At 65.5% G+C, this 25,465-nt stretch carries 21 protein-coding genes and 1 tRNA gene; 16 read left to right on the top strand and 6 right to left on the bottom strand.

Going from position 1 to position 25,465, the window contains the following annotated elements; all coding sequences use genetic code 11:
- Positions 1–777, top strand: a complete 777-nt coding sequence (hisF, locus tag BS38_RS0110650; RefSeq protein ID WP_028270784.1) for an imidazole glycerol phosphate synthase subunit HisF — start codon at positions 1–3, stop codon at positions 775–777.
- Between the two features lie 3 nt (positions 778–780).
- Here hisF and BS38_RS0110645 read toward each other — a convergent pair whose 3' ends face one another.
- Positions 781–1,425, bottom strand: a complete 645-nt coding sequence (locus tag BS38_RS0110645; protein WP_028270783.1) for a TIGR03085 family metal-binding protein — start codon at positions 1,423–1,425, stop codon at positions 781–783.
- 101 nt (positions 1,426–1,526) lie between these two features.
- On the opposite strand from BS38_RS0110645, the gene hisI reads away from it, so the two are divergent.
- The 11 genes from hisI to pyk all read left to right on the top strand — a co-directional run bounded on the left by hisI (position 1,527) and on the right by pyk (position 16,839).
- Entirely contained in the window at positions 1,527–1,931 is a 405-nt protein-coding gene (gene hisI / locus BS38_RS0110640; protein ID WP_028270782.1) for a phosphoribosyl-AMP cyclohydrolase, read from the top strand.
- An 88-nt stretch (positions 1,932–2,019) separates the two neighbouring features.
- Complete coding sequence (locus BS38_RS24935) at positions 2,020–3,651, top strand: anthranilate synthase component I (protein WP_051628846.1); 1,632 nt, start codon at positions 2,020–2,022, stop codon at positions 3,649–3,651.
- Positions 3,651–4,319, top strand: a complete 669-nt coding sequence (locus BS38_RS0110630) for a Trp biosynthesis-associated membrane protein (RefSeq protein WP_442853342.1) — start codon at positions 3,651–3,653, stop codon at positions 4,317–4,319. Before BS38_RS24935 ends, BS38_RS0110630 begins: the two co-directional genes overlap by 1 nt.
- An 88-nt stretch (positions 4,320–4,407) precedes the next feature.
- Positions 4,408–4,695, top strand: a complete 288-nt coding sequence (locus BS38_RS0110625; protein WP_028270780.1) for an HGxxPAAW family protein — start codon at positions 4,408–4,410, stop codon at positions 4,693–4,695.
- 2 nt (positions 4,696–4,697) lie between these two features.
- Positions 4,698–5,516, top strand: coding sequence for an indole-3-glycerol phosphate synthase TrpC (gene trpC, locus BS38_RS0110620; RefSeq protein WP_028270779.1), 819 nt, complete (start codon positions 4,698–4,700; stop codon positions 5,514–5,516).
- Between the two features lie 84 nt (positions 5,517–5,600).
- Positions 5,601–6,932, top strand: coding sequence for a tryptophan synthase subunit beta (trpB, locus tag BS38_RS0110615; protein WP_028270778.1), 1,332 nt, complete (start codon positions 5,601–5,603; stop codon positions 6,930–6,932).
- Positions 6,929–7,747, top strand: coding sequence for a tryptophan synthase subunit alpha (gene trpA / locus BS38_RS0110610; protein ID WP_028270777.1), 819 nt, complete (start codon positions 6,929–6,931; stop codon positions 7,745–7,747). The genes trpB and trpA overlap by 4 nt, the downstream gene beginning before the upstream one ends.
- 3 nt (positions 7,748–7,750) lie before the next feature.
- Entirely contained in the window at positions 7,751–8,932 is a 1,182-nt protein-coding gene (gene lgt, locus BS38_RS0110605; RefSeq protein WP_028270776.1) for a prolipoprotein diacylglyceryl transferase, read from the top strand.
- 262 nt (positions 8,933–9,194) lie between these two features.
- Positions 9,195–13,811, top strand: a complete 4,617-nt coding sequence (gene gltB / locus BS38_RS0110600) for a glutamate synthase large subunit (protein ID WP_028270775.1) — start codon at positions 9,195–9,197, stop codon at positions 13,809–13,811.
- Positions 13,804–15,261, top strand: coding sequence for a glutamate synthase subunit beta (locus tag BS38_RS0110595; protein WP_028270774.1), 1,458 nt, complete (start codon positions 13,804–13,806; stop codon positions 15,259–15,261). The genes gltB and BS38_RS0110595 overlap by 8 nt, the downstream gene beginning before the upstream one ends.
- 87 nt (positions 15,262–15,348) lie before the next feature.
- Complete coding sequence (pyk, locus tag BS38_RS0110590; protein ID WP_028270773.1) at positions 15,349–16,839, top strand: pyruvate kinase; 1,491 nt, start codon at positions 15,349–15,351, stop codon at positions 16,837–16,839.
- 166 nt (positions 16,840–17,005) lie between these two features.
- Here pyk and BS38_RS0110585 read toward each other — a convergent pair whose 3' ends face one another.
- Complete coding sequence (locus BS38_RS0110585) at positions 17,006–17,611, bottom strand: ANTAR domain-containing response regulator (protein ID WP_028270772.1); 606 nt, start codon at positions 17,609–17,611, stop codon at positions 17,006–17,008.
- Between the two features lie 207 nt (positions 17,612–17,818).
- Here BS38_RS0110585 and BS38_RS0110580 point away from each other — a divergent pair.
- A tRNA-Leu gene (locus BS38_RS0110580) sits at positions 17,819–17,900 on the top strand.
- Between the two features lie 753 nt (positions 17,901–18,653).
- On the opposite strand, the gene BS38_RS24930 is transcribed toward BS38_RS0110580, so the two are convergent.
- A complete protein-coding gene (locus tag BS38_RS24930; protein WP_051628845.1) occupies positions 18,654–19,685 on the bottom strand; it encodes a DUF4192 family protein in 1,032 nt (343 codons plus the stop codon).
- Between the two features lie 718 nt (positions 19,686–20,403).
- Between BS38_RS24930 and BS38_RS27080 the strand changes: the two genes are divergently transcribed.
- On the top strand, positions 20,404–20,553 hold the full coding sequence (locus tag BS38_RS27080; protein ID WP_156037106.1) for a hypothetical protein: 150 nt from the start codon (positions 20,404–20,406) through the stop codon (positions 20,551–20,553).
- Positions 20,554–21,172: 619 nt separating this feature from the next.
- Here the strand turns inward: BS38_RS27080 and BS38_RS0110560 are convergent.
- The gene (locus BS38_RS0110560; RefSeq protein ID WP_331280050.1) at positions 21,173–22,081 is read right to left on the bottom strand and encodes an NmrA family NAD(P)-binding protein; all 909 of its coding nucleotides are present in this window, start codon (positions 22,079–22,081) and stop codon (positions 21,173–21,175) included.
- A 410-nt stretch (positions 22,082–22,491) separates the two neighbouring features.
- Between BS38_RS0110560 and BS38_RS27390 the strand changes: the two genes are divergently transcribed.
- Entirely contained in the window at positions 22,492–22,758 is a 267-nt protein-coding gene (locus tag BS38_RS27390) for a hypothetical protein (protein WP_028270769.1), read from the top strand.
- Positions 22,759–22,819: 61 nt separating this feature from the next.
- The gene (locus tag BS38_RS27385; RefSeq protein WP_028270768.1) at positions 22,820–23,062 is read left to right on the top strand and encodes a hypothetical protein; all 243 of its coding nucleotides are present in this window, start codon (positions 22,820–22,822) and stop codon (positions 23,060–23,062) included.
- Positions 23,063–23,800: 738 nt separating this feature from the next.
- Here the strand turns inward: BS38_RS27385 and BS38_RS0110540 are convergent.
- Both BS38_RS0110540 and BS38_RS0110535 read right to left on the bottom strand, forming a co-directional pair.
- Positions 23,801–24,499 carry a substrate-binding domain-containing protein gene (locus BS38_RS0110540; protein WP_028270767.1) on the bottom strand — a complete coding sequence of 233 codons (699 nt, stop codon included), beginning with the start codon at positions 24,497–24,499 and terminating at the stop codon, positions 23,801–23,803.
- Complete coding sequence (locus BS38_RS0110535; protein ID WP_051628844.1) at positions 24,496–25,440, bottom strand: aldo/keto reductase; 945 nt, start codon at positions 25,438–25,440, stop codon at positions 24,496–24,498. The genes BS38_RS0110540 and BS38_RS0110535 overlap by 4 nt, the downstream gene beginning before the upstream one ends.
- Positions 25,441–25,465 lie beyond the last annotated feature (25 nt).

Here is a 25,465-nt window from a genome sequence, read left to right as displayed (position 1 = left end):
ATGGCTGTAGCAGTGCGCGTAATTCCGTGCCTGGACGTTGACGCCGGCCGCGTGGTCAAAGGCATCAACTTCGAGGGCCTCCGGGACGCCGGCGACCCCGTGGAGCTTGCGCACCGCTACGACAACGGCGGGGCGGACGAACTGACGTTCCTGGATGTGACGGCCTCATCGGGAAACCGCGAGACCACCTTCGATGTGGTCCGCCGCACCGCCGAGGAAGTCTTCATCCCGCTCACCGTCGGCGGCGGCGTCCGCGGCGTGGCCGAGGTGGACAAGCTCCTGCGCTTCGGGGCGGACAAAGCGTCCATCAACACTGCCGCCGTCGCCCGGCCGGACGTCATCGACGAAATCACCCGGCACTTCGGGTCCCAGGTCCTGGTGCTGTCCCTGGATGCCCGGCGCACCCGCCCCGGTTCCGAGCCCACTGCGTCCGGCTTTGAAGTCACCACGCACGGCGGCCGGCAGGGTACCGGGATTGACGCCATCGAGTGGGCACGCGAAGCCGCGGACCGCGGCGTAGGCGAAATCCTGCTCAACTCCATCGATGCTGACGGCACCAAGGACGGCTTCGACATCGAACTCATCCGCCTGGTGCGTGCGGCGGTCAAGGTGCCGATCATCGCGTCCGGCGGTGCCGGCCGGCCCGATCACTTCCCGCCCGCCGTGGCGGCCGGTGCGGACGCCGTCCTGGCGGCGTCGATCTTCCACTTCGGGCCGGTGGACATGATTTCGCAGGTCAAGACGGCGATCCGCGAAGCAGGCTTCGAAGTCCGCTAGTCCCTACAGTCCGACTTCGGCTGACTGCAGGAGCGCGACGGCGTCCGGCTGGCCTTCGAACGTCACCAGCGCATGGCGGGTGCGGCCGTGGGCGTGCATCAGCAGTTCGCCCGGTTCGCCCACGATGGCCACCGATACGGGAGCACGTTTGGCCACATGCCGCGGACCGGAAGGACGCACCAGCACGATGCCCAGGTCCACGCCGCGGTACAGGATGGCTGCCCGCTTGACGAGTTCATCCCACAGGGCATCGGAGTATTCCTCGTCCAGTGCCCGGGGAGCCCACCGGTCCACGGCGCGCCGGACGTCCTCGGTGTGCACGAAGTACTCGATCAGGTTGGAGCTCTCGGCCAGGGCCCTGATCCTCAGCGGCGACAGGGCCGGGGGACCGGCACGGAAGGCGTTGACCAGCCGGGTGTAGTCCTCGGAGGTCTTGAGTTTGGCGGCCAGCTTCGCAGTGGCCTCGTCGGAGGCTCTTGCGAGGCTTTTGATAATGAGGCCGAGCCCCACACCGGCCTTGCGTTCGCGCAGGTAGAGGTGCGCGGCGAGGTCGCGTGTGCGCCAGCCCCTGCAGAGCGTGGGGGAGTCAGGACCGGCCGCCAGCAGGGTTTCGGCCAGGACTTCTCGGGACGGGTCGACGAAATGCATCACTTGTGAAACTAGCACGAGAGGCCGCGAGTTGCGCAGTGGAAGTGCCGCCGATTTTGACCCTGATCGTCACACTGCGGTGAGGCACTAGACTTGGTCTGATGTCTGAGCAGCCCGCCCCCGCCCCCGTGCCCGCCCTTCCCGCTGAAGTGGCGGACGCCCTCAAGCGCGACAGCGCAGGCCTCGTGGCCGCCGTCGTGCAGCAGTTCGACACCAACGAAGTGCTCATGCTGGGCTGGATGGACGACGAGGCGCTGCGCCGGACGATGACCACCGGGAGGGTGACCTTCTACTCCCGCTCCCGCCAGGAGTACTGGCGCAAGGGCGACACCTCCGGCCACGTGCAATGGGTGAAGTCCGTTGCGCTGGACTGCGACGGCGACGCCCTGCTGGTCCGCGTCGACCAGGTTGGCGCAGCCTGCCACACCGGCACGCGGACCTGCTTCGACGGCCGCGGGCTGGCCGTCGTTGCCGGTGACGCCAGCAGCGCAGGGACCGCCGGCTAGCACCGACCAGGCAGGTCTCCGGCGCAGGCGCCGGGCACCCCACCACACGATTCAGGCACCACTTAAGAACAGGCGGAAAACCATAGCCATGCAGGACCTTGGAATCATCAGCCCGGGCCTCGAGGAATTCCGGGAGCTCGCCAGCCACAGCCGTGTCATCCCGGTCCGGCTGAAGGTACTGGCCGACGCCGAGACGCCCATCGGGCTCTACCGCAAGTTGGCCAACGGCCAGCCCGGCACGTTCCTGATGGAGTCCGCGGCCGTGGGCGGCGCCTGGTCGCGCTATTCCTTCATCGGCGCCAAGTCGCGCGCCACCCTGACCACCAAGGACGGGCAGGCGCACTGGCTGGGCGAGCCGCCGGCCGGCGTGCCCGTGGACGGGAACCCGGTGGATGCCATCAGGGATACCGTCGAGGCCCTGCGCACCGACCGCTTCGACGGCCTGCCGCCGTTCACTTCGGGCCTGGTCGGTTTCCTCGGCTGGGAAACCGTGCGGCACTGGGAGAAACTCACCAGCCCGCCCGAAGACGACCTGGAACTGCCGGAACTGGCCCTGAACCTGGTCACCGACATGGCAGTGCACGACAACATGGACGGCACCGTCCTGCTCATCGCCAACGCCATCAACTTCGACAACAGCTCGGAGCGGGTGGACGAGGCATGGCACGACGCCGTGGCCAGGGTCAAGGCCCTCCTTGCCAAGGTCAGCACGCCCGTGGAACAGCCCATTTCCGTGCTGGAACCCGCCGCACTGGACTTTGCCTCCAGCGTCCAGGAACGCTGGAACGAGCCCGACTACCTCGCCGCCCTGGACCGCGGCAAGGAAGCCATCGTGGACGGCGAAGTGTTCCAGGTGGTCATTTCCCGCCGCTTCGAAATGGAGTGCGGCGCCGACCCGCTGGATGTCTACCGGGTGCTTCGGAACACCAACCCCAGCCCGTACATGTACATCTTCAGCCTCGAAGACGCCGCCGGCCGGCAGTACTCGATCGTCGGCTCCTCCCCGGAAGCCCTCGTGACCGTCACGGGCGAGGAAGTCATCACCCACCCGATTGCCGGCTCGCGTCCCCGGGGGAAGACCGTGGAAGCGGACAAGGCCTTCGCCGAGGAACTCCTGGCCGACCAGAAGGAACGCGCCGAACACCTCATGCTGGTGGACCTGTCTCGCAACGACCTCTCCAAGGTCTGCGTTGCGGGCACAGTGGACGTCACCCAGTTCATGGAGGTGGAGCGCTTCAGCCACATCATGCACCTGGTTTCCACCGTGGTGGGCAAGCTCGCCCCCGCGGCCAAGGCGTACGACGTCCTGAAGGCAACCTTCCCCGCAGGGACGCTGTCCGGGGCCCCCAAGCCTCGCGCACTGCGGCTCCTCGACGAATTGGAACCGCACCGCCGCGGCATCTACGGCGGCGTGGTGGGTTACCTCGACTTCGCCGGCGACATGGACATGGCCATCGCCATCCGTTCCGCGCTGCTCCGTGAAGGCCGGGCCTACGTCCAGGCCGGCGGCGGCATCGTCGCCGACTCGGTCAACCCGACCGAAGCCCTTGAGACGGTCAACAAGGCTGCCGCGCCGCTGCGCGCCGTGCACACGGCCGGGTCCCTGCACAACATCACGGCCGAGTCTGTGCCGGACGCGGCGGACGCTACCCGCATGGATGCCGCCAGCCCGGATGCCGCCGGTCCCGCTGTCGCCGGTCCCGCCGCGGCGGGCAGCTGATGGGTGTCATGGAAGACGGCATCACCGACGACGGTGTCACGGCTGGCAAGACCGGCCGGCCGGCAACCAAGCGCCCCGGCGCTCCGGTGTGGGCACGGAAGTCCACGCTGGTGCTGATCATTGCCGCCATGGCACTGGCGGTCTTCGGCACCACCACCCAGACATGGCTGACCGTGCATCTGGACCCGGCCCAGCTGGGCCAGGCCGTCAACAGCCAGGACGGCCTCCAGGTGCAGGGCAGCAAAGCAGCCACAACCGTCACCGCGCTGGCACTCGTGGCGTTGGCTGGCGGTCTTGCCGCCTCGATCGCGGGCCGGATTGCGCGCTGGATCATTACCGCGATCATCCTCCTGGCCTCCGTTGGCATCGTGACCGCCGCCGTTACGGTGATGGCAGACCCCCTCGCGGCCGCTCAGGGTTCGATCGCGGCTGCCACCGGCATTACCGGGAGCAGCGTCCAGGTGAGCGCTTCGGCCTTCCCTGCACTCGCCGTCGTCGCCGGTGTCCTGCTGGGGCTGGGAGCCTTGCTCATCATCCCGGCCGGACGCCACTGGAAGACGCGGACGAAATATGACGCCGCAGGGGCTGGCGCTGCCGGCACGCCGGAAGGTCCAGCGGACGAGATCGACAGCTGGGACAGGCTGTCGCGGGGCGACGATCCGACGTAGGCGGCCCGCTGCCGTCCAAGCCGCCGATGTCCAAGGCACCGCCAAAAAATGGCAGAATGTAAGCAGTATTCATCCTGAGGAGATTTCCATGAGCAAAGCCACTGTTTCCGCATCCAAAGCCGCTGCTGCCGAAAGCGTCTACACCGGCGTCGACCACAGCGCAGACCTCGGCCACGGCAACAGCCCGGCGGCATGGACGTGCGTGATCGTTATGCTGGTGGGCGCGCTCATCGCGGCCATCGCCTTCGTCATTGCCAGCACCCCGATCTTCATTGGCGGCGCCGCTGTAATGGTCATCGGCCTGCTGCTCGGCTGGATCATGCGCAAGGCCGGCTACGGCGTGGACGGCAGCAAGCTGAAGAACTCCGGCCACTAGCAGTGACTGTTCTCGACGACATCAATGCCGGTGCGCGTGAGGACATGGAGGCCCGCCGGCGCCTGGTGTCCCTTGCCGAACTGAAGGACCGTGCCGCGGCGGCAGCTCCCGCGCGCGATGCGTGGGCTGCCCTCGGCGGGGATTCCTCGCCACGGAACCAGCTGAAGGTCATCGCGGAAATCAAGCGGCGCAGCCCCTCCAAGGGCGATCTGGCGAGCATCGCCGATCCAGCTGACCTCGCGGTCCAGTACGCCGACGGCGGAGCTTCCGTCATCAGCGTGCTCACCGAACAGCGCCGGTTCAGCGGGTCGCTTGCCGACCTCGACGCCGTCCGAAAAGCCGTGGATGTTCCGTTGCTGCGCAAGGACTTCACGGTTGACGAATACCAGATCTGGGAAGCCCGTGCGCACGGCGCGGACCTGGTCCTGCTGATCGTTGCATCGCTGAGCGACGCCGAGCTTCGCGATTTCAGCCAGCTCACCCGCGAACTGGGCATGAACGCGCTGGTGGAGACGCACACGGCGGAAGAGATCGAGCGCGCCGTCGCGGCGGACGCCCGGATCATCGGCGTCAACGTCCGCAACCTCAAGACGCTCGACGTCGACCGCTCCGTGTTTGCCTCCCTCGCCGGCGGCATCCCTCCGGAAGCGGTCATTGTTGCCGAATCCGGAGTCCGCGGCGTGGACGACGTCAGGCATTACGCCGCGAGCGGCGCCAATGCCGTGCTGGTGGGCGAAGCGCTCGTGAGCGACGCCACCCCGCGTGAGCGGATTGCCGAATTTACCGCTGCAGGGGCGGAAGCCATCGCAGCACGGGTCTGATGACCGGGGCGCCGGCGGCAGCCTGCTGAAGCCGTGCGCCACCCGAAATTTCTTTATGAACAGTGGAACAGGATGGTGAGACCGATGGTCGACGCGCCAACAACCGGCTCTGATGAGGGCACCGCGGACGCATTTCTGCAAGGAGACCGGTCCCTGCGCCACGCGCCGGGCCCGTACTTCGGCTCCTACGGCGGGCGCTGGATGCCCGAATCCCTCATCGCGGCCCTGGACGAACTGGAAGACACCTTCGAGAAGGCCAAGGCCGACCCGGATTTCGTCGCCCAGATCAAGGACCTGAACAAGAACTACTCCGGCCGCCCGTCCCTGCTCACCGAGGCCAAGCGCTTCGCCGAGCACGCCGGGGGAGTGCGCGTGTTCCTCAAGCGCGAGGACCTCAACCACACCGGTTCGCACAAGATCAACAACGTGCTGGGCCAGGCCCTGCTCGCCAAGCGCATGGGCAAGACCCGCGTGATCGCCGAGACCGGAGCCGGCCAGCACGGCGTGGCCAGTGCGACGGCCGCTGCCCTGCTGGGCCTCGAGTGCGTGGTCTACATGGGCGCCGAGGACTGCCGGCGCCAGGCGTTGAACGTTGCGCGCATGGAGCTGCTGGGCGCCACGGTCATTCCGGTGACCAGTGGATCGCAGACCCTCAAGGACGCCATCAACGAGGCACTCCGTGACTGGGTGGCCAACGTTGACCACACCCACTACCTGCTCGGCACGGCCGCGGGTGCCCACCCGTTCCCGGCGATGGTGCGGTACTTCCACGAGGTCATCGGCGAGGAAGCCCGCGCCCAGATCCTGGAACAGGCCGGACGCCTTCCGGATGCGGTCTGCGCCTGCATCGGCGGCGGCTCCAACGCGATCGGCATTTTCCACGGCTTCCTGGACGATCCTTCCGTCCGGATCTACGGCTTTGAGGCCGGCGGCGACGGCGTGGACACCGGACGCCACGCAGCCACCATCACCCTGGGCAAGCCGGGCGTGCTCCACGGCGCACGCTCCTACCTGATGCAGGACGACGACGGACAGACCATCGAGTCGCACTCCATCTCGGCCGGCCTGGACTACCCGGGCGTCGGTCCGGAGCACGCCTACCTGGCGGACATCGGACGCGTCAGCTACGAGCCCATCACGGACGCCGAAGCCATGGACGCCTTCCGGGTCCTGTGCCGGACCGAGGGCATCATCCCGGCGATCGAATCTGCACATGCCCTGGCCGGCGCCATCAAGGTGGGCCAGCGCCTCGCAGCCGAAGCTGCTGCCGAAGGCCAGGCCGCGGACAGCAAGATCGTTATCGTGAACCTCTCCGGCCGCGGCGACAAGGACGTGGCCACGGCCGCTGAATGGTTCGACCTGCTGGACAAGGATTCCGTAGAGGCCGAGATCGGCAAAGAAGGGGAACAGCTGTGACCGGCGTTCAGGACATCACCAGCACCAGCAAGTCAGCAGCCGCCATTGACAAGGCACGCGCTGAAGGGCGCGCCGCCCTCATCGGCTACCTTCCCGCCGGCTACCCCAGCGTGGAGGAGACCATCGCGGCCGGCATCGCGCTGGCCGAGAACGGTGCCGACCTGATCGAGATCGGGATCCCGTACTCCGACCCCGTCATGGACGGCCAGGTCATCCAGGCCGCCACCACCGAGGCCCTTGCCAAGGGCTTCCACGTCCGCGAGGTCTTTGACGTGGTCCGCGGGATCACCAGCAAGACCGACGCCGCCGTCCTGGTGATGACCTACTGGAACCCGGTGGTCCGGATGGGCGTGGACGAATTCTCCCGCAGGCTCGCCGAAGCAGGGGGAGCAGGCCTGATCACCCCCGACCTGATTCCGGACGAAGCCTCCGAGTGGATGGCCGCCTCGGACAAGTACGGCCTGGACCGTGTGTTCCTCGTGGCGCCGTCGTCCTCGCCGGAGCGCATGAAGCGCACGGTGGATGCCAGCCGCGGCTTCGTGTACGCCGTGTCCATCATGGGCGTCACCGGGGCCCGGTCCTCCGTCAGCGATGCTGCGGAAGGCGTCGTGGCAGCAGCGCACGCTGCAGGGGCCGAGCGGGTGTGTGTAGGCCTTGGCGTCTCCAACGCCGGCCAGGTCCGCGAGATCGCGGCCTACGCTGACGGCGTGATCGTGGGTACGGCGCTCGTCGCCGCCATCCGCGACGGCGGCGTGGATGCAGTTGCCGCCCTGACCAAAGACCTCAGCACCGGCCTGACCAGGGAAGAAGCCTAAACAATGCAGACTGTCCTCCACGCGGCGGCCATGCTCCCCGCCAGTATTCCGAGCCCGGACTGGTCCGGGTTCGATATCCCGCTGCCGTGGGGGTCGCTGCGCATTCACGCGTACGCGCTGTGCATCCTGGCCGGAATCGTGGTTGGCCTGTGGCTGACGTCGGTCCGCTGGGCCAAGCGCGGCACTCCGGAGGGCAGCCTGTGGGACATCGCCATCTGGGCCATCCCGTTCGGCATCATCGGCGGCCGCCTCTACCATGTGTTCTCGTCCCCGGACGCCTACTTCGGGCCGGGCTTCGACGGAACCGGTGACCTGTCCCTGATCCCGCAGATCCAGCGCGGCGGCCTGGGGATCTGGGGAGCTGTCCTGCTCGGCGCGGTGGGCGCGTGGATAGGCTGCCGCCGTGCGGGCGTCAAGCTCACTGCCTTCCTGGACGCCGCCGCCCCCGGGCTGCTGCTGGCCCAGGCCGTGGGGCGCTGGGGAAACTACTTCAACCAGGAACTGTTCGGCGCGCCCACCACGCTTCCCTGGGGCCTCCAGATCGACGCCGACAACGCCAACTTCCCGGCAGGGATGCCGGCGGACACGCTCTTCCACCCGACGTTCCTCTATGAGTCCCTCTGGAACATCGCGGGCGTGGTGATCCTGCTGGCGCTGGACCGGAAGTTCAACTTCCGCCGCGGGCGGCTGTTCTGGCTCTATGCCATGTACTACACGCTGGGCCGGGTCTGGATCGAGGCCATGCGGATCGACGACGCAGAACAGATCAGCCTGTTCGGCATCACCACCCGCCTCAACGTGTGGACCAGCATCGTGGTGTTCCTCGTGGCGCTGATCGTGTTCGTGGTGCTGGGGCTCCGCAAGCGCGATGAGCCGGACACCGCGTACCTGCCCGGGCACGTCCCGGCCGACAAGGACAGCGACGCCGGCGTCCGTGAGGACGGTGAGTTGGCGACTGTTCCGGCGGACGGCAAAACCATCCGGCATGCGGACAAGAGTGTCTCAGATAGTGAGTCCCGTGGTAATCTCCCTGATAACCAAAGCGGTCCGGGGCACACTTCCGCCCCAACTGAAGCGGTGAAGGAACCAGCTGTCGGCACCACGCCCGCAAAGGGCGGGCAGGCAGCTGAAAACTCCGTTCACCAGGACTCCGGATCCGCGCCGGACACTGACCGCACCAAGTAGTCAGGGCCGGCAAACCGGGCAGCAGGGCTACCGCCCGCACCGCCCGTTCCCACAGCGTCGTGGCACCAGGGCCCCTTCCCGTCAGCACAGAGCTGCTGCCGGGTCAAGCCCAGGTCAGGGCCTGCGTAACTGTTAGTTCAGCAGGCCGGGCTGACCTACAATTTCCAGTAAGTAACACTTTGTTGTGCCCATCACACAGGCACCGCGAGTGGGGCCAACGTTGTCCCTTCCATACGCACGATCAGGAGGAAGGACGTCTCCCATGACCCAAACTCTTCACAGCCCCAGTTGGTCCGAGCCGAACCAGCCGGCCGCCGCCATGTCGCCGTTCAAACGGTTCGCGGCGCTGCCGGAGGCCAGTGGTCTCTACAACCCGGAGCAGGAGAAGGACGCCTGCGGCCTGGCCATCATCGCCACGCTCCGCGGTGAGCCGGGCTACGACATCGTCGATGCCGCCCTGACTGCGTTGCGCAACCTCGAGCACCGCGGTGCCGTGGGCGCCGACGAAGGAACGGGCGACGGCGCCGGGCTGCTCATGCAGATCCCGGACGAGTTCTTCCGCGCCGTTACCGAGTTCGAGCTTCCGGCGCCCGGGCAGTACGTGGCAGGTACGGCATTCCTGCCGGCCGAGCAGCGTGAAGCCGACGCCGCCAAGGCAGGCATCGAAGGCCTCGCAGCCGACGAAGGCCTCACCGTCCTGGGCTGGCGTGAAGTCCCGATCGTGGCCGACCTTGTCGGTGCCATGGCCCGGGCCTGCATGCCCTACTTCTCCCAGCCGTTCTTTGCCTCCAGCACCGGGGAAGTGCTGGAGCGCAACGAACTCGACTCCCGTGCCTGGCGCATCCGCAAGCGTGCCCAGAACAAGTTCGGCGTGTACTTCCCGTCGCTGTCCTCACGGACCATCGTCTACAAGGGCATGCTGACCACGGCCCAGCTGGAGCCGTTCTACCCGGACCTTTCGGACAAGCGCTTCAAGACCAAGCTCGCGATCGTCCACTCGCGCTTCTCCACCAACACGTTCCCGTCCTGGCCGCTGGCCCAGCCGTTCCGCACCATCGCCCACAACGGTGAAATCAACACCGTCAAGGGCAACCGGAACTGGATGCGTGCGCGCCAGTCCCAGCTGGCCAACCCGCTGCTGGGCGATTCCCCTGAAGAGCTGTACCCCATCTGCACGCCGGGCGCCTCCGACTCCGCGTCGTTCGATGAAGTGGCCGAGCTGCTCTGGCTCTCCGGACGCCCCATCACGCACTCGATCATGATGATGATCCCCGAGGCCTGGGAAAACCACGCCACGATGGATCCGGCCCGCAAGGCGTTTTACGAGTACCACTCCCTGCTGATGGAACCGTGGGACGGCCCCGCTGCCGTCTCCTTCACCGACGGCAGCCTGGTGGGCGCAACGCTTGACCGCAACGGCCTCCGCCCCGGCCGCTACTGGATCACCGAAGACGGCCTGGTGGTGTTCGCCTCCGAGGTGGGCGTCATCGACGTCGAACCTTCCAAGGTGGTCAAAAAGGGCCGCGTCTCGCCCGGCAAGATGTTCCTGGTGGACACCGAAGCCGGCCGGATCATCGACGATGAAGAGGTCAAGGCCGAAGTCGCCGCCGCCAACCCGTGGGCGGAGTGGGTCAAGGACAACCTGATCGACCTCGACGAGCTGCCGGAACGCGAGCACGTGGTGCACACGGCCGCGTCCGTGAACATCCGCCAGCGGACCTTCGGCTACACCACCGAGGAACTGAAGATCCTGCTGGGTCCGATGGCCCGCACCGGTGCCGAGCCCCTGGGTGCCATGGGTTCCGACACCCCGGTGGCCGTGCTGTCCAAGCGCCCGCGGCTCCTCTTCGACTACTTCGTGCAGTCCTTCGCGCAGGTGACCAACCCGCCGCTGGACGCCATCCGCGAAGAGCTGGTCACGTCGCTGATGTGCGCCATCGGCCCGAACGGCAACCTGCTGGACACCAAGCAGGTCCGGCAGCCGCAGGTTTCGCTTCCCTTCCCGGTGATCAACAACGACCAGCTCGCCAAGATCGCCAACATCGAAAGCCCGGACGGCGACAGGATCGCCATGAAGGTCCGCGGCCTGTACCGCCCCGAAGGCGGCGAAAACGCCCTGCGTGCCCGCCTGACCGAAATCTGCGAGCAGGTTTCCGGCGCCATCAACCGCGGCGTGCAGTATGTGGTGCTCTCGGACCGTGACTCGAACGCCCAGTGGGCGCCCATCCCGTCGCTGCTGCTGGTCAGCGCCGTGCACCACCACCTGCTGCGCAGCGCCAACCGGACCAAGACCGCCCTGGTGGTTGAAGCCGGCGACGTCCGCGAGACGCACCACGTGGCCGTCCTGATCGGCTACGGCGCCTCCGCCGTGAACCCGTACCTGGCCATGGAATCCGTGGAACAGCTCATCAGCACCGGTGATGTTGTTGGCGTGACTCCGCAGGACGGCGTCTACAACCTGATCAAGGGCCTCGGCAAGGGCGTCCTGAAGATCATGTCCAAGATGGGCATCTCCACGGTTGCCTCCTACACCGGGGCGCAGACGTTCGAAGCCCTTGGCCTCGGCCAGGAACTGGTGGACGAATTCTTTGCTGGCACCCACTCCCAGCTCGGCGGCGTCGGACTCGACGTCATCGCGGCTGAAGTGTCCGCCCGGCACCAGATGGCCTACCCGGAAGGCGGCATCGAGCAGCCGCACCGTCCGTTGCTCGGCGGCGGCGAGTACCAGTGGCGCCGCGACGGCGAACCGCACCTGTTCAACCCGGAGACGGTCTTCCGGCTGCAGCACGCCACGCGTGAACGCCGCTACGACATCTTCAAGTCCTACACCCGGGGTGTGGACGACCAGTCCGAGAACCTCATGACCCTCCGCGGCCTTTTGAAGTTCAAGACCGATGCCCGTCCGGCGGTGCCGCTTGAGGAAGTGGAGCCTGTCTCCAGCATCGTCAAGCGCTTCTCCACGGGCGCCATGAGCTACGGGTCCATCTCCAAGGAAGCCCACGAGACCCTGGCGATCGCCATGAACCGGCTGGGCGGCAAGTCCAACACCGGTGAAGGCGGCGAGGATGTGGACCGCCTGCTGGACCCCGAGCGCCGCTCGGCTGTGAAGCAGATCGCCTCGGGCCGCTTCGGCGTCACGAGCCTGTACCTGAGCAACGCCGACGACATCCAGATCAAGATGGCGCAGGGTGCCAAGCCCGGCGAAGGCGGCCAGCTGATGGCGCAGAAGGTGTACCCCTGGGTTGCCCGGACGCGCCACTCGACCCCCGGCGTCGGACTCATTTCCCCGCCCCCGCACCACGACATCTACTCGATCGAAGACCTTGCCCAGCTGATCTATGACGCGAAGCGCGCCAATCCTTCGGCCCGGGTGCACGTCAAGCTCGTTTCCGAGGTGGGCATCGGCACAGTTGCCGCCGGTGTCACCAAGGCCAAGGCCGACGTCGTACTGGTTTCCGGTCACGACGGCGGTACCGGCGCCTCGCCGCTGAACTCGCTCAAGCACGCCGGTGTTCCGTGGGAGCTGGGTCTCGCAGAGACCCAGCAGACCCTGATGCTCAACGGCCTGCGCGACCGCGTGGTGGTACAGGTAGACGGCCAGCTCAAGACCGGCCGCGACGTCGTGATCGCCGCGCTGCTCGGCGGCGAGGAATTCGGCTTCGCCACGGCACCGCTGGTGGTGGAAGGCTGCATCATGATGCGCGTCTGCCACCTGGACACCTGCCCGGTGGGCGTTGCGACGCAGAACCCCGAACTGCGGGCCCGCTTCAGCGGCAAGCCGGAGTTCGTGGTCAACTTCTTCGAGTTCCTGGCCGAGGAAGTCCGCGAAATCCTCGCGGAGCTCGGTTTCCGCAGCATCGAAGAGGCCATCGGCCACGCCGAAATGCTGGATACCCGTGAGGCGATCAACCATTGGAAGGCCGAAGGGCTGGACCTGGACCCGATCCTGCACGGACTCGAGTTCGACGACGACGCCCCGCTGCGCAACCTCACCGGCCAGAACCACGAGCTGGACAAGCACTTCGACCAGCGGCTCATCACCATGGCCGCCGAGGCGCTGACCGACCGCAGCCCGGTGAAGATCGCCGTGGACGTCATCAACACGGACCGCTCCGTGGGCACCATGCTGGGCCACGTCGTCACCAAGACGTTCAGCACGGATGTCCTGGCGACGGACACGATCGACATCACGCTGACCGGCACCGCCGGCCAGTCGCTGGGCGCCTTCCTGCCCGCCGGCATCACCCTGCGCATGTTCGGAGATTCGAACGACTACGTGGGCAAGGGCCTCTCCGGCGGCCGCATCATCGTCCGTCCGGACCGCACCAACGTGTTCCAGGCCGAGAGCAACGTCATTGCCGGCAACGTGATCGGCTACGGTGCCACCAGCGGCGAGATGTTCCTGCGCGGCCAGGTGGGCGAACGCTTCCTGGTCCGCAACTCCGGCGCCACCGCGGTGGTCGAAGGCATCGGCGACCACGGCTGCGAGTACATGACCGGCGGCCAGACGCTCATCCTCGGACGCACCGGCCGCAACTTCGGTGCGGGCATGTCCGGCGGAACGGCCTACGTGCTGGACCTGCGGACCACCCGCGTGAACAAGCAGGCGCTGGAATCCGGCGAACTGCAGCTGCGCGAACTGGACGCCGAGGACCGCGACATCGTCCACGGCCTGCTGGTCAAGCACGTCGAGGAAACCGAATCCCTGCACGCGCAGCGGCTGCTGGAGAACTTCGATGACACCGCAGCCCGCATTACTAAAGTCCTGCCGCGCGACTACGCGGCCGTATTGCAGACACGTCTCGACGCGATCGAAGAGGGCCTGGACCCCGATGGCGAAGAAGTATGGTCTCGAATCCTGGAGGTGACCGGTGGCTGACCCACGCGGATTTCTTAAAGTACGTCAGCGTGAAACCCAGCCGCGCCGTCCCGTTCCCGTCCGGATCATGGACTGGAAAGAAGTGTACGAGGCCCAGGAAAAGGGTGTCCTGAAGAGCCAGGCCGGCCGCTGCATGGACTGCGGCGTGCCGTTCTGCCACCAGGGCTGCCCGCTGGGCAACCTGATTCCCGAGTGGAACGACCTCGTGTGGCGGGACAAGGGCGAGGAAGCGATTGAGCGGCTGCACGCCACCAATAACTTCCCCGAATTCACCGGCCGGCTGTGCCCGGCTCCCTGCGAGGCGTCCTGCGTGCTGGGGATCAACCAGCCCGCCGTGACCATCAAGCAGGTCGAGGTCTCCATCATCGATGAAGCCTTCGACAACGGCTGGGTCAACCCGCTGCCGCCGACCCGCCTGACGGGCAAGACGGTCGCCGTCGTCGGTTCCGGCCCCGCCGGACTCGCCGTGGCGCAGCAGCTGACCCGCGTGGGCCACACTGTTGCCGTCTACGAGCGCGACGACAAGATCGGCGGCCTGCTGCGGTACGGCATCCCCGACTTCAAGATGGAGAAGGAACAGGTTGACCGCCGCCTCGAGCAGATGAAGGCCGAAGGCACCCGCTTCCGGACCGGAGTCGCCGTCGGTACCGACGTGACCTGGGAGCAGCTCCGCCGCCGGTACGATGCCGTGGTGGTTGCCACGGGCGCCACCGTGCCGCGCAACCTGCCCATCCCGGGCCGCGAGCTTGAAGGCGTGCACTACGCCATGGATTACCTTGTCCCGGCCAACCGCGTGGTGGCAGGGGAGCAGGTTGAAAACCAGATCCACGCCAAGGGCAAGCACGTGGTGATCCTGGGCGGCGGCGACACCGGTGCTGACTGCCTCGGTACCGCCCACCGCCACGGTGCCGCCTCCGTGACAACGCTGGCGATCGGCAAGCAGCCGTCCGTGGAGCGCATGCCGAACCAGCCCTGGCCCACGTTCCCCACCCTCTTTGAGGTTGCGAGTGCGCACGAAGAGGGCGGCGAGCGTACGTACCTGGCTTCCACGGTGGAGTTCGTCGGCGAAAACGGCAAGCTCACCGGCGTGAAGGTTGCCGAGACCGAGTTCGTGGACGGCAAGCGCCTCCCGAAGGCCGGCACCGAGCGGATCATTCCTGCGGACCTGGTGTTCCTGTCCCTGGGCTTCACCGGTGCGGAGCCTGCCGGCATCACCGAGCAGGTCCACGCCGAATTCGACGGGCGCGGCAACGTGGCCCGTGACGGTTACTACATGACCAACACCGAGGGTGTGTTCGTTGCCGGCGACGCCGGCCGCGGCCAGTCGCTTATTGTGTGGGCCATCGCCGAGGGCCGCGCCTGCGCGGCAGCGGTGGACAAGTTCCTGATGGGAACCACGATCCTGCCTGCCCCGGTTGCCCCGACCGACCGGGCGATCGCCGTTCTCTAGTCACAACTCTGCAGTCACAATCGGGGGACCACGGAAGTTCACCTGCGGTATAACTCCAATCCAGAAACACACCAATAGGGTAGGTATATGAGACGCGCAAAAATCGTGGCAACGTTCGGACCGGCTATTTCCAGCTTCGAGAACACCCTCGCAGTTGTTGAAGCCGGCGTGGATGTTGCCCGCATGAACATGAGCCACGGCGACTACTCGGTGCATGACGTGACGTACGAGAACGTCCGCAGGGCATCGAAGCAGCTCGGCAAGCCCGTAGCCGTCATGGCTGACCTCCAGGGCCCCAAGATCCGTCTTGGCCGCTTTGTTGACGGTCCGCACGAACTGGCTGTTGGCGACATCTTCACCATCACCACCGAAGACGTTCCCGGCACCAAGGACATCTGCTCCACCACGCTCAAGAGCCTGACCGACGACGTCAACGTCGGCGACGCCCTGCTGATCGACGACGGCAAGGTGGCCCTTCGGGCCATCGAGGTCGACGACGTCAAGGTGGTCGCCCAGGTGACCGTCGGCGGCTTCGTTTCCAACAACAAGGGCATCAACCTGCCCGGTGTTGCCGTCAACGTTCCCGCGCTGAGCGAAAAGGACGAGGACGATCTGCGCTGGGCCATGCGCCGCGGTGTGGACATGGTTGCCCTGTCCTTCGTCCGCGACGCCTCGGACATCAAGCGCGTCCACGAAATCATGGACGAAGAGGGACGCCGCGTTCCGGTCATCGCCAAGATCGAGAAGCCGCAGGCTGTCGACCAGCTGCACGAGATCATCGACGCGTTCGACGCCATCATGGTGGCCCGTGGCGACCTCGGCGTGGAGCTCCCGCTCGAAGAGGTGCCGATCGTCCAGAAGCGCGCCATCGAACTGGCCCGCCGCTGGGCGAAGCCCGTCATCGTGGCCACCCAGGTGCTCGAGTCCATGATCGACAACCCGCGCCCCACCCGTGCAGAGGCTTCGGACTGCGCCAACGCAGTGCTCGACGGCGCCGATGCAGTGATGCTCTCCGGCGAGACGAGCGTGGGCAAGTACCCGATCGAAACCGTCAAGGTCATGGCCCGGATCATCGAATCCACCGAGGTCCACGGCCTCGAGCGCGTCCCCCCGCTGGGCACCAAGCCCAAGACCCGCGGCGGCGCCATCACCCGTGCCGCCGTCGAAATCGCCGACCAGCTGGACGCAAAGTACATCTGTGCTTTCACCCAGTCCGGCGACTCCGCACGCCGCCTGTCCCGCCTGCGTCCGGTCAAGCCGGTCTTCGCGTTCACTCCGGTGGAGCACGTGTGGAACCAGCTTGCACTGACCTGGGGCATCCAGCCGGTCCTGGTTCCCATGGTGGACCACACCGACGAAATGACGGCCCAGGTGGACCGCAGCCTGCTGGAACTGAACCTTGTGGAGGACGGTGACCTGGTGGTTATCGCTGCCGGTTCACCTCCCGGAAAAGCCGGTTCGACCAACTCGCTGAAGGTGCACAAGGTGGGCGACCTCGCCGACTCCACCTTCGCTGGCGAAGCTACCAGCAACAAGGAAAAGCTCGGACCCTGGCCGGAAAAGAAGAAGAAGGCCTAGTACGTCACCTGCGTGCGGCGAAAGCCGCACGCAGAACAAAAGGGAGGATCTCCGCCGGTTGGCGGGGATCCTCCCTTTTTTGTCTTGATTTGTCTTAGACCCGCGGCCTACCGGTGGCAGGAGCCCGGCAGGCCGCCGTCGGGCGTTACCTACCGGGCTGCGGAGGTTAGTTGACCTGGTTGATGATGGTTTCGGCGACCTCGCGCATGCTGAGGCGGCGGTCCATGGAAGTCTTCTGGATCCAGCGGAAGGCCTCGGGTTCGGTGAGGCCCATCTTGGTGGTCAGGAGGCTCTTGGCGCGTTCTACGAGCTTGCGGGTGGCGAACTGCTCCTGGAGGTCGGAGACCTCGTTTTCGAGCGCCTTGATCTCCTCATGGCGGGACAGTGCAATCTCCAGTGCGGGGATCAGGTCCGCGGGCGTGAAGGGCTTGACCACGTAGGCCATGGCGCCGGCGTCGCGGGCACGCTCCACCAGTTCCTTCTGGCTGAAGGCCGTGAGGAGCACTACGGGGGCGATGCGGGCCTTCACGATTTTCTCGGCGGCCGAGATGCCGTCCATGACCGGCATCTTGACGTCCATCAGGACGAGGTCAGGCTTGAGTTCCTCGGCAAGCTGGACGGCCTTCTCGCCGTTGTCCGCTTCGCCGATGACGTCATAGCCCTCGCCACGGAGGATTTCGATGATGTCCAGGCGGATAAGGGTCTCGTCCTCGGCGACAATAACGCGGCGCGCCGGCTGGCTGTTGGGGTTTGACTCCGTCTGTTCTGACACGGGAACTCCTTGAAAGGTACGGCGGGAACTAGTCCATCTTAGTTGTGCCCGCTGTTGTACTTGGAACTGCTTGGGTTCGTTGCGGCTTCACTGGCGCGATTCTGGAATTCAGCCTATCTGCATGTAGAGTAATTTCGCGCACTGGAAGCGATCGCGTTGCTCACAACACAGCCGTGAGCCTAAGATTGTTACTCCCGTGTAATCCGCGCCCGAGTGGCGGAATTGGCAGACGCGCCGCACTCAAAATGCGGTATCGAAAGGTGTGTGGGTTCGAGTCCCACCTCGGGCACGCATAACCCCTCGTCAGAGGGGTTTTTGCTTTAACGTGTGGACATTGACCCTCTGACGTTGTCCGCGGTATGTTCCTGGCGCCTCGGTGGCCTATTCGGTTATGTGGGTGGCGGGATCAGGGTCCTGGCTTGTGGGCCCTCCGCCTGCTGGGACCTAGGGCTGTGTGTCGTACCTTCTTGCTGTTTATGGTGGCCAGTTGTTGGCCGTCACTCATTCATGGCCAGTTGTTGTGGTGACGACATGACGAAGGCGAATTCGTTCGACGATCTTCGGTAGTTATTTGCTGTCTGCGAACGAGGCGGGGTCCGCTCCGCGTGTGTTTGTCCGGCCAAAGGGGGTGTGCACATTGTGCACACCTTTGTGCACGGGCGCTTTCAACCTGCATTTTGGTCCCTCCCTCCTGGTGCTGCCTTCGCTACTTCATGACGTTCTCTGTTTCAGGCGACATGACTTTGCGGCTTGGATCGTCGGTGTCGTTGAACGTTCCGGGTTCAGCGGGAACGTCTTTGGGGATATCTGTGGCTGGCGTACAAGTCGTCGACAGAGTGCAGGTGTGTGGGATCCGGACTCTTCTTCCGGGGTCGGTCGTGGTTTGGTTGATCCGCCTGACTTTGGCGCCCCGAGCTGGCATCGGCCCCGTCCGCGGAGCACACGCAGGAGTGGAATGCCGATCCGGACGGCTGGGGCGCGGCGGTGGAGAGCTGGCTCCGGAACGTCCCGCCGTCGTCGTCCGTATCCTTTTGACAGCGGGTCAGGAGGCTTCGAGTCCCCGGGGCCGGAAGGCCCGGTCTTTGTGCATGTTCCAGCCGGCGACCATTCCGGAGCCGATCATGAGGTCGCTGAGCCTGGCCAGACGGTAGGCGGGGTCTGCTTCGAGGGCGAGTTGCAGGAACTGGTGGGCTTTGCTGCCGCGGCCTTCCCACCAGTTGACGAAGGCGATGGCGGTGAGGATGGGGGCCGAGTGTTTGGTGCTGCTGTGCGTGTACGCGTGGAGCAGCAGCTGCTGTGCCCATTCGACGCGCGACCATTGAGGGCCGCCCTTTGTTTGTGCCAGGAGAACCCGGTCCATCGGTTCGTCGATTCCGGGGATGTCGGCCATGAGCTGGTCGCGGATGGCCGGGGCCTGGAAGTTGGCAATCAGGTCGATGGTCTGGTCATCTTCGGGATAGGACATCGCCTCCAGCATGCCGTCCCAGAGTGTCCTGGCTTGTTCGAGGGCTTCGCCCGGGTTCATCCGGTGAATCGTCTTGACGCGGTCGTCGACGGCGTTCGCTGTGCGGTTCTCTTTTGTTGAGGCCGGCAGGGTGATGTGGTTTGTTGGTGCGATGGTGCTGCCGCGGTAGATGAATTCGGCGTTGATCTGGCTGGACTGGGTCGCCTTGAGGGGGAGTGTCAGTCCGTCCTGGGGGTCGCCGTCGTAGGGGGAGACGGTGTTGTCTCCGACGAGGAGTCCGTCGCGGATGGTCATTCCGCGTTCGGCCAGCGCGCAGGTCAGTGCTGCGATGGTTGCGGCGTGCGGTTTGGGCTGACCGGGTTTCTGGGGCTCTGAGGTGTAGACGGCGAAGAGGACGCTGGCGGCGCTGGCGTCGTGGGCGAGGTAGTCGGCCACGGTGCGGGCGTATCTGAGTCCGCCCTCGTGTGTGGGGAGGTCGACTCCGAGGGTTGCGCCGACGCGGTTGGCGTCCAGGGTGATGCAGACGAGGCTCTCATGTGGCCAGAACCCGAGGGTGTGCCCGACGAAGCTGAGGACGTCGGCTGGGGTTTTGATGGTGAGCGGTTCCATGATCCTTCTCCTTCAGCGACTGGCGGGCACCGGATGTGCCTGTCAGATTCCGGCCTCGTTCTGATACACGGAGTCACCGCTGGGTGTGAGGGTCCGGAGGGCAACTTGGGGAACCGGGAGCGATCCAGAGTTTCGCGAGGAAATAAGCGACGAGCGCCGAGCGAAACTCTGGATCGAGCCCGGCGCGTAGCGCCCTGGTTGCGTGGAGGACCCGCCCAGCGATGATGAGGATCAGAATGACAAACAGCGATGATGCTTCTGGTGGTTCATGGAGACGGGGAAGCGGGGCGGCATGACGCGAAAGGATTCTGCGCATGCCGGAACGGCTTTGCGTCGTGCAGGAGACAGCCTTTGCCGGAGTGAAAGGGGTGAGACGGATCGACCGACGCCACCCGCGGGGGATGTGTCGGTAGTGTCAGGTTGGGACCTGAGACCTTCTACGACCATTGTCAGAGATGCAGAGCCGGGGCTCTGTTCTGACAGCGATTCGGCTACGTGCCCGACGTCAGTTAGGGGTGTACTCCAACTAGGTTTGATCTTCCGGCGTGCAACGCCTCCGAGTGAGGCTGATCGTTGGGTGAGGAGGGCAGCCAACCCTGATTCTTCAGTCTTCTGGAGACTGAATGACGGTCGGTGGCGTGGCATCGCTCCCAATTACTACTTCTAATAGCCCAGGTGTTGCAACGGCCCTGGACGCCAAGCCGTCACAATGGCTCTGTTGTCGACCGTTACCGACACCCGCTGCGCGATCGTCCGCATTTGTGATGTCGCGGTCCTGTGCGTGGATACCCGGAGCGTGGACGTCATCGTCTTACGCGACGACATTGTGGGCGCCGTCGACCCGAAGATTTTCTTCACCGTGCCTTAGTAGAGCATCTATTCAGCCAGCAGGCGTTAGTGAGACAGCAGGGTCCAAAGACTGGATCTTTAAGCGTCCCGTTGCTCTTCGGGACTTGAGTGGTCCGTGACGCGGTTGATCCTTTCGGAGGGCCGTCAATAAACTGCCTGTTCCTCAGGGCGCACGTAAGGGCCGCTATAGAAATTACGACGAGGATATGGTCCAGGATCAGGGACGAGTCATGCTGCAGATCCTGACGGGCAGGTTAAATATTCGGCACGAATGGCATGTCGAACACGCCGAAGACGGCAGTGTCTACAAGCGCTGTCGACGCTGCAGCAAGGACGATGATGAACGCACCAGAGGAGGGGGCAACTTCAGCCATTGGGCAGGCGGGTGAAACGAGGGCAGCATCTGGTTCTGATCGGCGCCCAGTCTGCCTGCTCGGTGTACCAGGGGCAGGCTCCCGGCCGCCCGCGGTACCTTCGCCAGACTCGATGGCCTTGTAGCAGTGGACCAGGACTCCTCCGAGCTTGACTTCACGCTTCAGCGGCTTGCTAAGCCCAATGAGCTCCAGATAGTGGACGCCGTCAAGCATGCCTCGTTAGAACTGTGCCGATCGTTGACTCCCTGCCCTAAGGGCATTGGATCAGTGATCGTCCGTTGTCTCCGTCAGGTGAGCTTCGAGGACATCGCGGACCCTGGTCCACTCGTGCGGGCCGTAGCGGTCATTGTTGACGTGATGGAGCTCGGCCTCGCCGTTGAACATGCTGACGAAGTACTGCATACCCTGCCATGCGGGGAAAGCCTGGTCTTTGTCCTTCGACAGGTGTCGGCCGATCCTGCTCATGGCAGCTAAAATGCCGGTGGTACCGGCCCATTGCAGGGAGAAAGGTGTCCTCGTGAGGTCGGTCATCGTCCGGGCGATACTACGCGCCGTGACGCGGTCGCCGGCTATCTCGACGACGCGGGGTGCGTCCTCATCGAGGGCGACAAGCGCGACGACGCGAGCGACGTCGTCCTTGGTCGTGAAGTCGAGAATCTGGTCCGGTGAGGACCAGAACAGCACCCGGTGACGCTTGAACGAGATCATGGGCGCCTGCCCGGTGAGCATGTCGGCGAACGCCCCGTTCAGTACGGAAGTCACGCGAATTGGGGCGGCGTCCAGTTCGGCCGCGAGCTCGCGACGGAGCTCGAAGTTGCGGTTGCTGCCCGGGGTGATCCGGCGGTAATCCGCAGAGTAGTCGGACGGGATGAACCGTGCCACCCCTGCTTCGACGGCGGCCGCAAGGAGGGCGCGCTGCGCGTCGACGATGACTGGACGCGCACCGCTGATGGTCGAAATGACGGTTTCGACGCCGGACAGTGCTGAGGCGAGGCCGGCCCGATCCGTGTAGGCGACCTCGTGGACTTCCACGCGATCCTCCCTACCGTAAATGCCTTGGGCCGTCCCGCTTCCGGGGCGTGTCAGGACCCGGACGAGGGTGTCGCGGCGGAGGAGTTCGCCAACGACGCGGCGGCCGAGGTCTCCAGTGGCTCCGGCGACGAGGACGGTGATAGTAGTGATGATGTGCTCTTCTCGCTAGGGTTTGTCGGTGCGGCGCCGGCGGGAGAATTGGTGGGAGCGCCACCGGTTGCCCGAATGCAGGCGCGGTCTCGCACAGCGATGCCCGCAGCCGCCCCGAGTGGGCCAGGCCGACGCCATTCGAGCCTAGCCCTCATGCAGAAACAGTACTTGGCACCGGGAAGATGGCCGACCTTTAACTTCAAAAAGGCTCAACGGCTAGATGCCGAAATGGGAGCGGTGGCTTTCGCTGAGCGGTGGTTGACGGAATCTACGCTGAGCGCGTTGACTCATAGAAAACCTCCGCTTAGCGGGATATGTTGCCTCATTTGAAGACCTCCGCGTAGCGGTCTGGTTGTCGGTGGTGGCGTTCTTGGGCTATGCCCGTTTTCATGGAGCTAACGATGGCCCAGCGGCAGGCCGTGACGAAGAAGAAGGCGCTGGCATATCAGGGCGTGTCCCGGAAGGCGAAGTCCCGGATCCTTCATGAGCTGGTCGGGTTGACCGGGTGGCACCGCGATTATGCCCGGGCGGCCCTGCGGGATGCCCTGGTCCTGAAGATCGCCAGGCACCGGCCTGGCAGGACGCCGGTATACGGGCCTGAGCTGCTGCCGGCGCTGAGCAGGTGCTGGGGGTGCTCCGGGCCCCGGCAGGGAAGCTTCTGGCCTTGATGCTGCCCGTGCTGGGCCGCTGTTGCGCGCCGAGCGGGAGCTGGCAGGGGAACGGGCGAGGATGGTCCAGCGGGGACGGTCCCATACCAAGCCGGGCACGCTGCTGAAATCGCAGATCCCGATCCGCACCTGGGCAGAATGGGACGACGCGGTCGCGGGCTTCGTGGAGATCGACCTGGTCGGTCATGAGGGCGGCAACAACGCCGGCGAGTTCTGCTTCACCCTGACAGTGACCGACATTGCAACTTTGAATCGTGAGCGGGGCGGAGCGCCCTGGTTGCGTGGAGGACCCGCCCAGCGATGATCGGGATCAGAATGACAAACAGCGAAGTTGCTTCTGGTCGTTCATGGAAGTGGGGGAATGGAGCGGCATGACGCCTCCGTTCAGTTGGCGAAACCCAGAAGGCAAGGATGCAAATTTCCATCCCCAGCCTGAGCTGCAACTTTGAGGCCGACGTTGCGTTGTTCCGCGAGGCCGTCGAAATGACCCTGACCCAGGGGCGTGATTAGTGCGGGCTTCGTCTTCCGGAGCCACTGGGCACGGGTATCAGAAGCATCGCGGGGGAGTGACGTGCTCGTTGGTGGCCTTCTTCGCTGCTCACTGCCGCCGGAACTGATCCGAGCCGTAGACGTGCGGCGGTCTCCCGTGTCCTGGTGAGCGCAAACAGCGCCGCCGCAGAGAAGTACATGAGATGGAACGCCGGCGCGAACAAGTTGCCGGTGTCCTTCACCAGATCTGGCTGATAGGGGGAGTGGTTCAACCGAACGGGAAATGGCCACCTTGTGCGTCACTCTGACGCCGTCACAGCGCGCAGCCGTCGGAAGAGCTCAGACATCACCGCGCCCGTGAGCGCACGCGCTGGGCAGGAAGACCAGGAACAATGCAAGGTCCGGGGACCAGACGTCGCACACGTGCATCAAGGCGGACACCGGAATCAGCAAGGACGCGCGTAGCCCGTTCGTTCTCCACGATCGTCTGCGCGCCTCGCATCGGTGGAAACGTCTGCAGAACCCGCATCAGCCAATCCGTAACGGCAGGGCCTCAGGGCGCGCCAAAGCTGTGCGAGGACTTGATGGACGCCGCGAGGTCGGATCGGAAGAAGGCCAACACTTCCGCAGCGCCTGCCGCGTCGCTGGAGGATGTCGCGACAGCACCCGCGAAGACCGTGCTGATCGCGCAGTCGGCGGGGAGGACGCCGAGGATGCGCACGCCGGGCTGCCCCACCAACTCGCTGAGCTGCTGCAGGCCGAGATCGACCTCGCCCTCGGCGAGCAGGCGCGCCACGGGCACGCCTGGACGGGCCTGCACCAGCCGGTCGCGGACCTCATCGGTCATGCCCCAGTGGTCGATCATTCGCAACAGTTCGGTGCCGCTCGGACCGGTGGAGTATCCGATGCGGGATGCCGTGCGCAGGGCGCTGCGAAGCTCATCGGCATTCGCAAAGGCCGTGCCTTCGGAACATGTGGCTGCATCGGCGCTACGTGTGGGCACGCCTACGGCGACCTCCGACAGTACGATCGGGGCGATGGTTGCCGGATCGACGTGCCCCTCGGCAGCGAGGCGTTGGAGAGCGTCCTCGGCGAGGAACACAAGGTCGAACGGCTCGCCGGCGGTCACCCGCCGGGCGGCGTTCACTCCGCCTTCGGATTCGAGCTGCAGAAGCGGCAGCCCCGCCCCGGCTGCAGCTTCAGCGAGGTCGGCGAGAACTTGGCGGGTGGCCATCGACGAGATCGCCCTCATGCGGCATCCTCGAAAGTCTCGGCGTCTACTTCGGCAGCAGAGGCTGGCGCATATCGCGCGCCAGAGATGGTATCCGTGCCAATCAGCTCGCCGGCCCGCGTCAGCAGCGCGCCGTCGACAGTGATGTCGGCCGCCGCCATGTTCTCACGCAGGTGCGCGACGCTCGTTGTTCCCGGGATCGGCAGAACGTGATCTCCGCGGGAGCGCAGCCAGGCCAGCGCGAGCTGTGCTGGGGTGCAACCGGCCTCCGCAGCCAGCTGACGCCAGGAGGCCAGCAGCGCCGCATTCGCACCCCAGTGGTCGAGCTGGAAGCGCGGCATGCCGCGGCGGATGTCGTTCTGGGACAGCTCACCTGGGTCCTTGATTGCATCGGCGAGGAAACCCCTTGCGACCGGCGAAAACGCAACAAGAGTCACGCCGTCCTCGCGGGTGGCGTCCAGCATGCCAAGCTCGGCATTGCGACTCCACAACGAGTACTCGTTCTGCACGGCCGCGATAGGGGTGACTGCCTGCGCCTCGCGCAGTCGCGCGACCGACACCTCGGACAGGCCGATTGCGCCGATCTTGCCCGCGGCGACCATCTCGGCCAACGCCCCGACGCTATCGCCGATCGGCACTTTCTTGTCCCACCGGTGAAGGTAGTACAGATCGATGTAATCGACGCCAAGGCGGGTCAGCGAAGCATCGACCTGTGCGCGCAGCGTATCGGGACGTCCATCGATGACTTTCACGCCATCGACGGACGCCATCCCGCACTTACTCGCCAGGAAGACCTCATCGCGGCGCCCCGCGATCGCAGCACCTACAAGCTCTTCGTTGCGGCCGCCGCCATACAGTGTTGCCGTGTCGAGCATCCCGATGCCTTCATCGAGAGCGGCGCGCAGCATCGCCAGCCCCTCGTCACGGGAAGGGGGGACGCCGTACGCGTGGCTCAGCGACATACAGCCCAGACCGGTGGGTGGTAGC

Source organism: Arthrobacter sp. UNC362MFTsu5.1, assembly GCF_000685965.1.
Lineage (GTDB): Bacteria > Actinomycetota > Actinomycetes > Actinomycetales > Micrococcaceae > Arthrobacter.
Note: the sequence above shows the minus strand (reverse complement) of the source record. Positions and strands in the feature narration are given on the sequence as shown.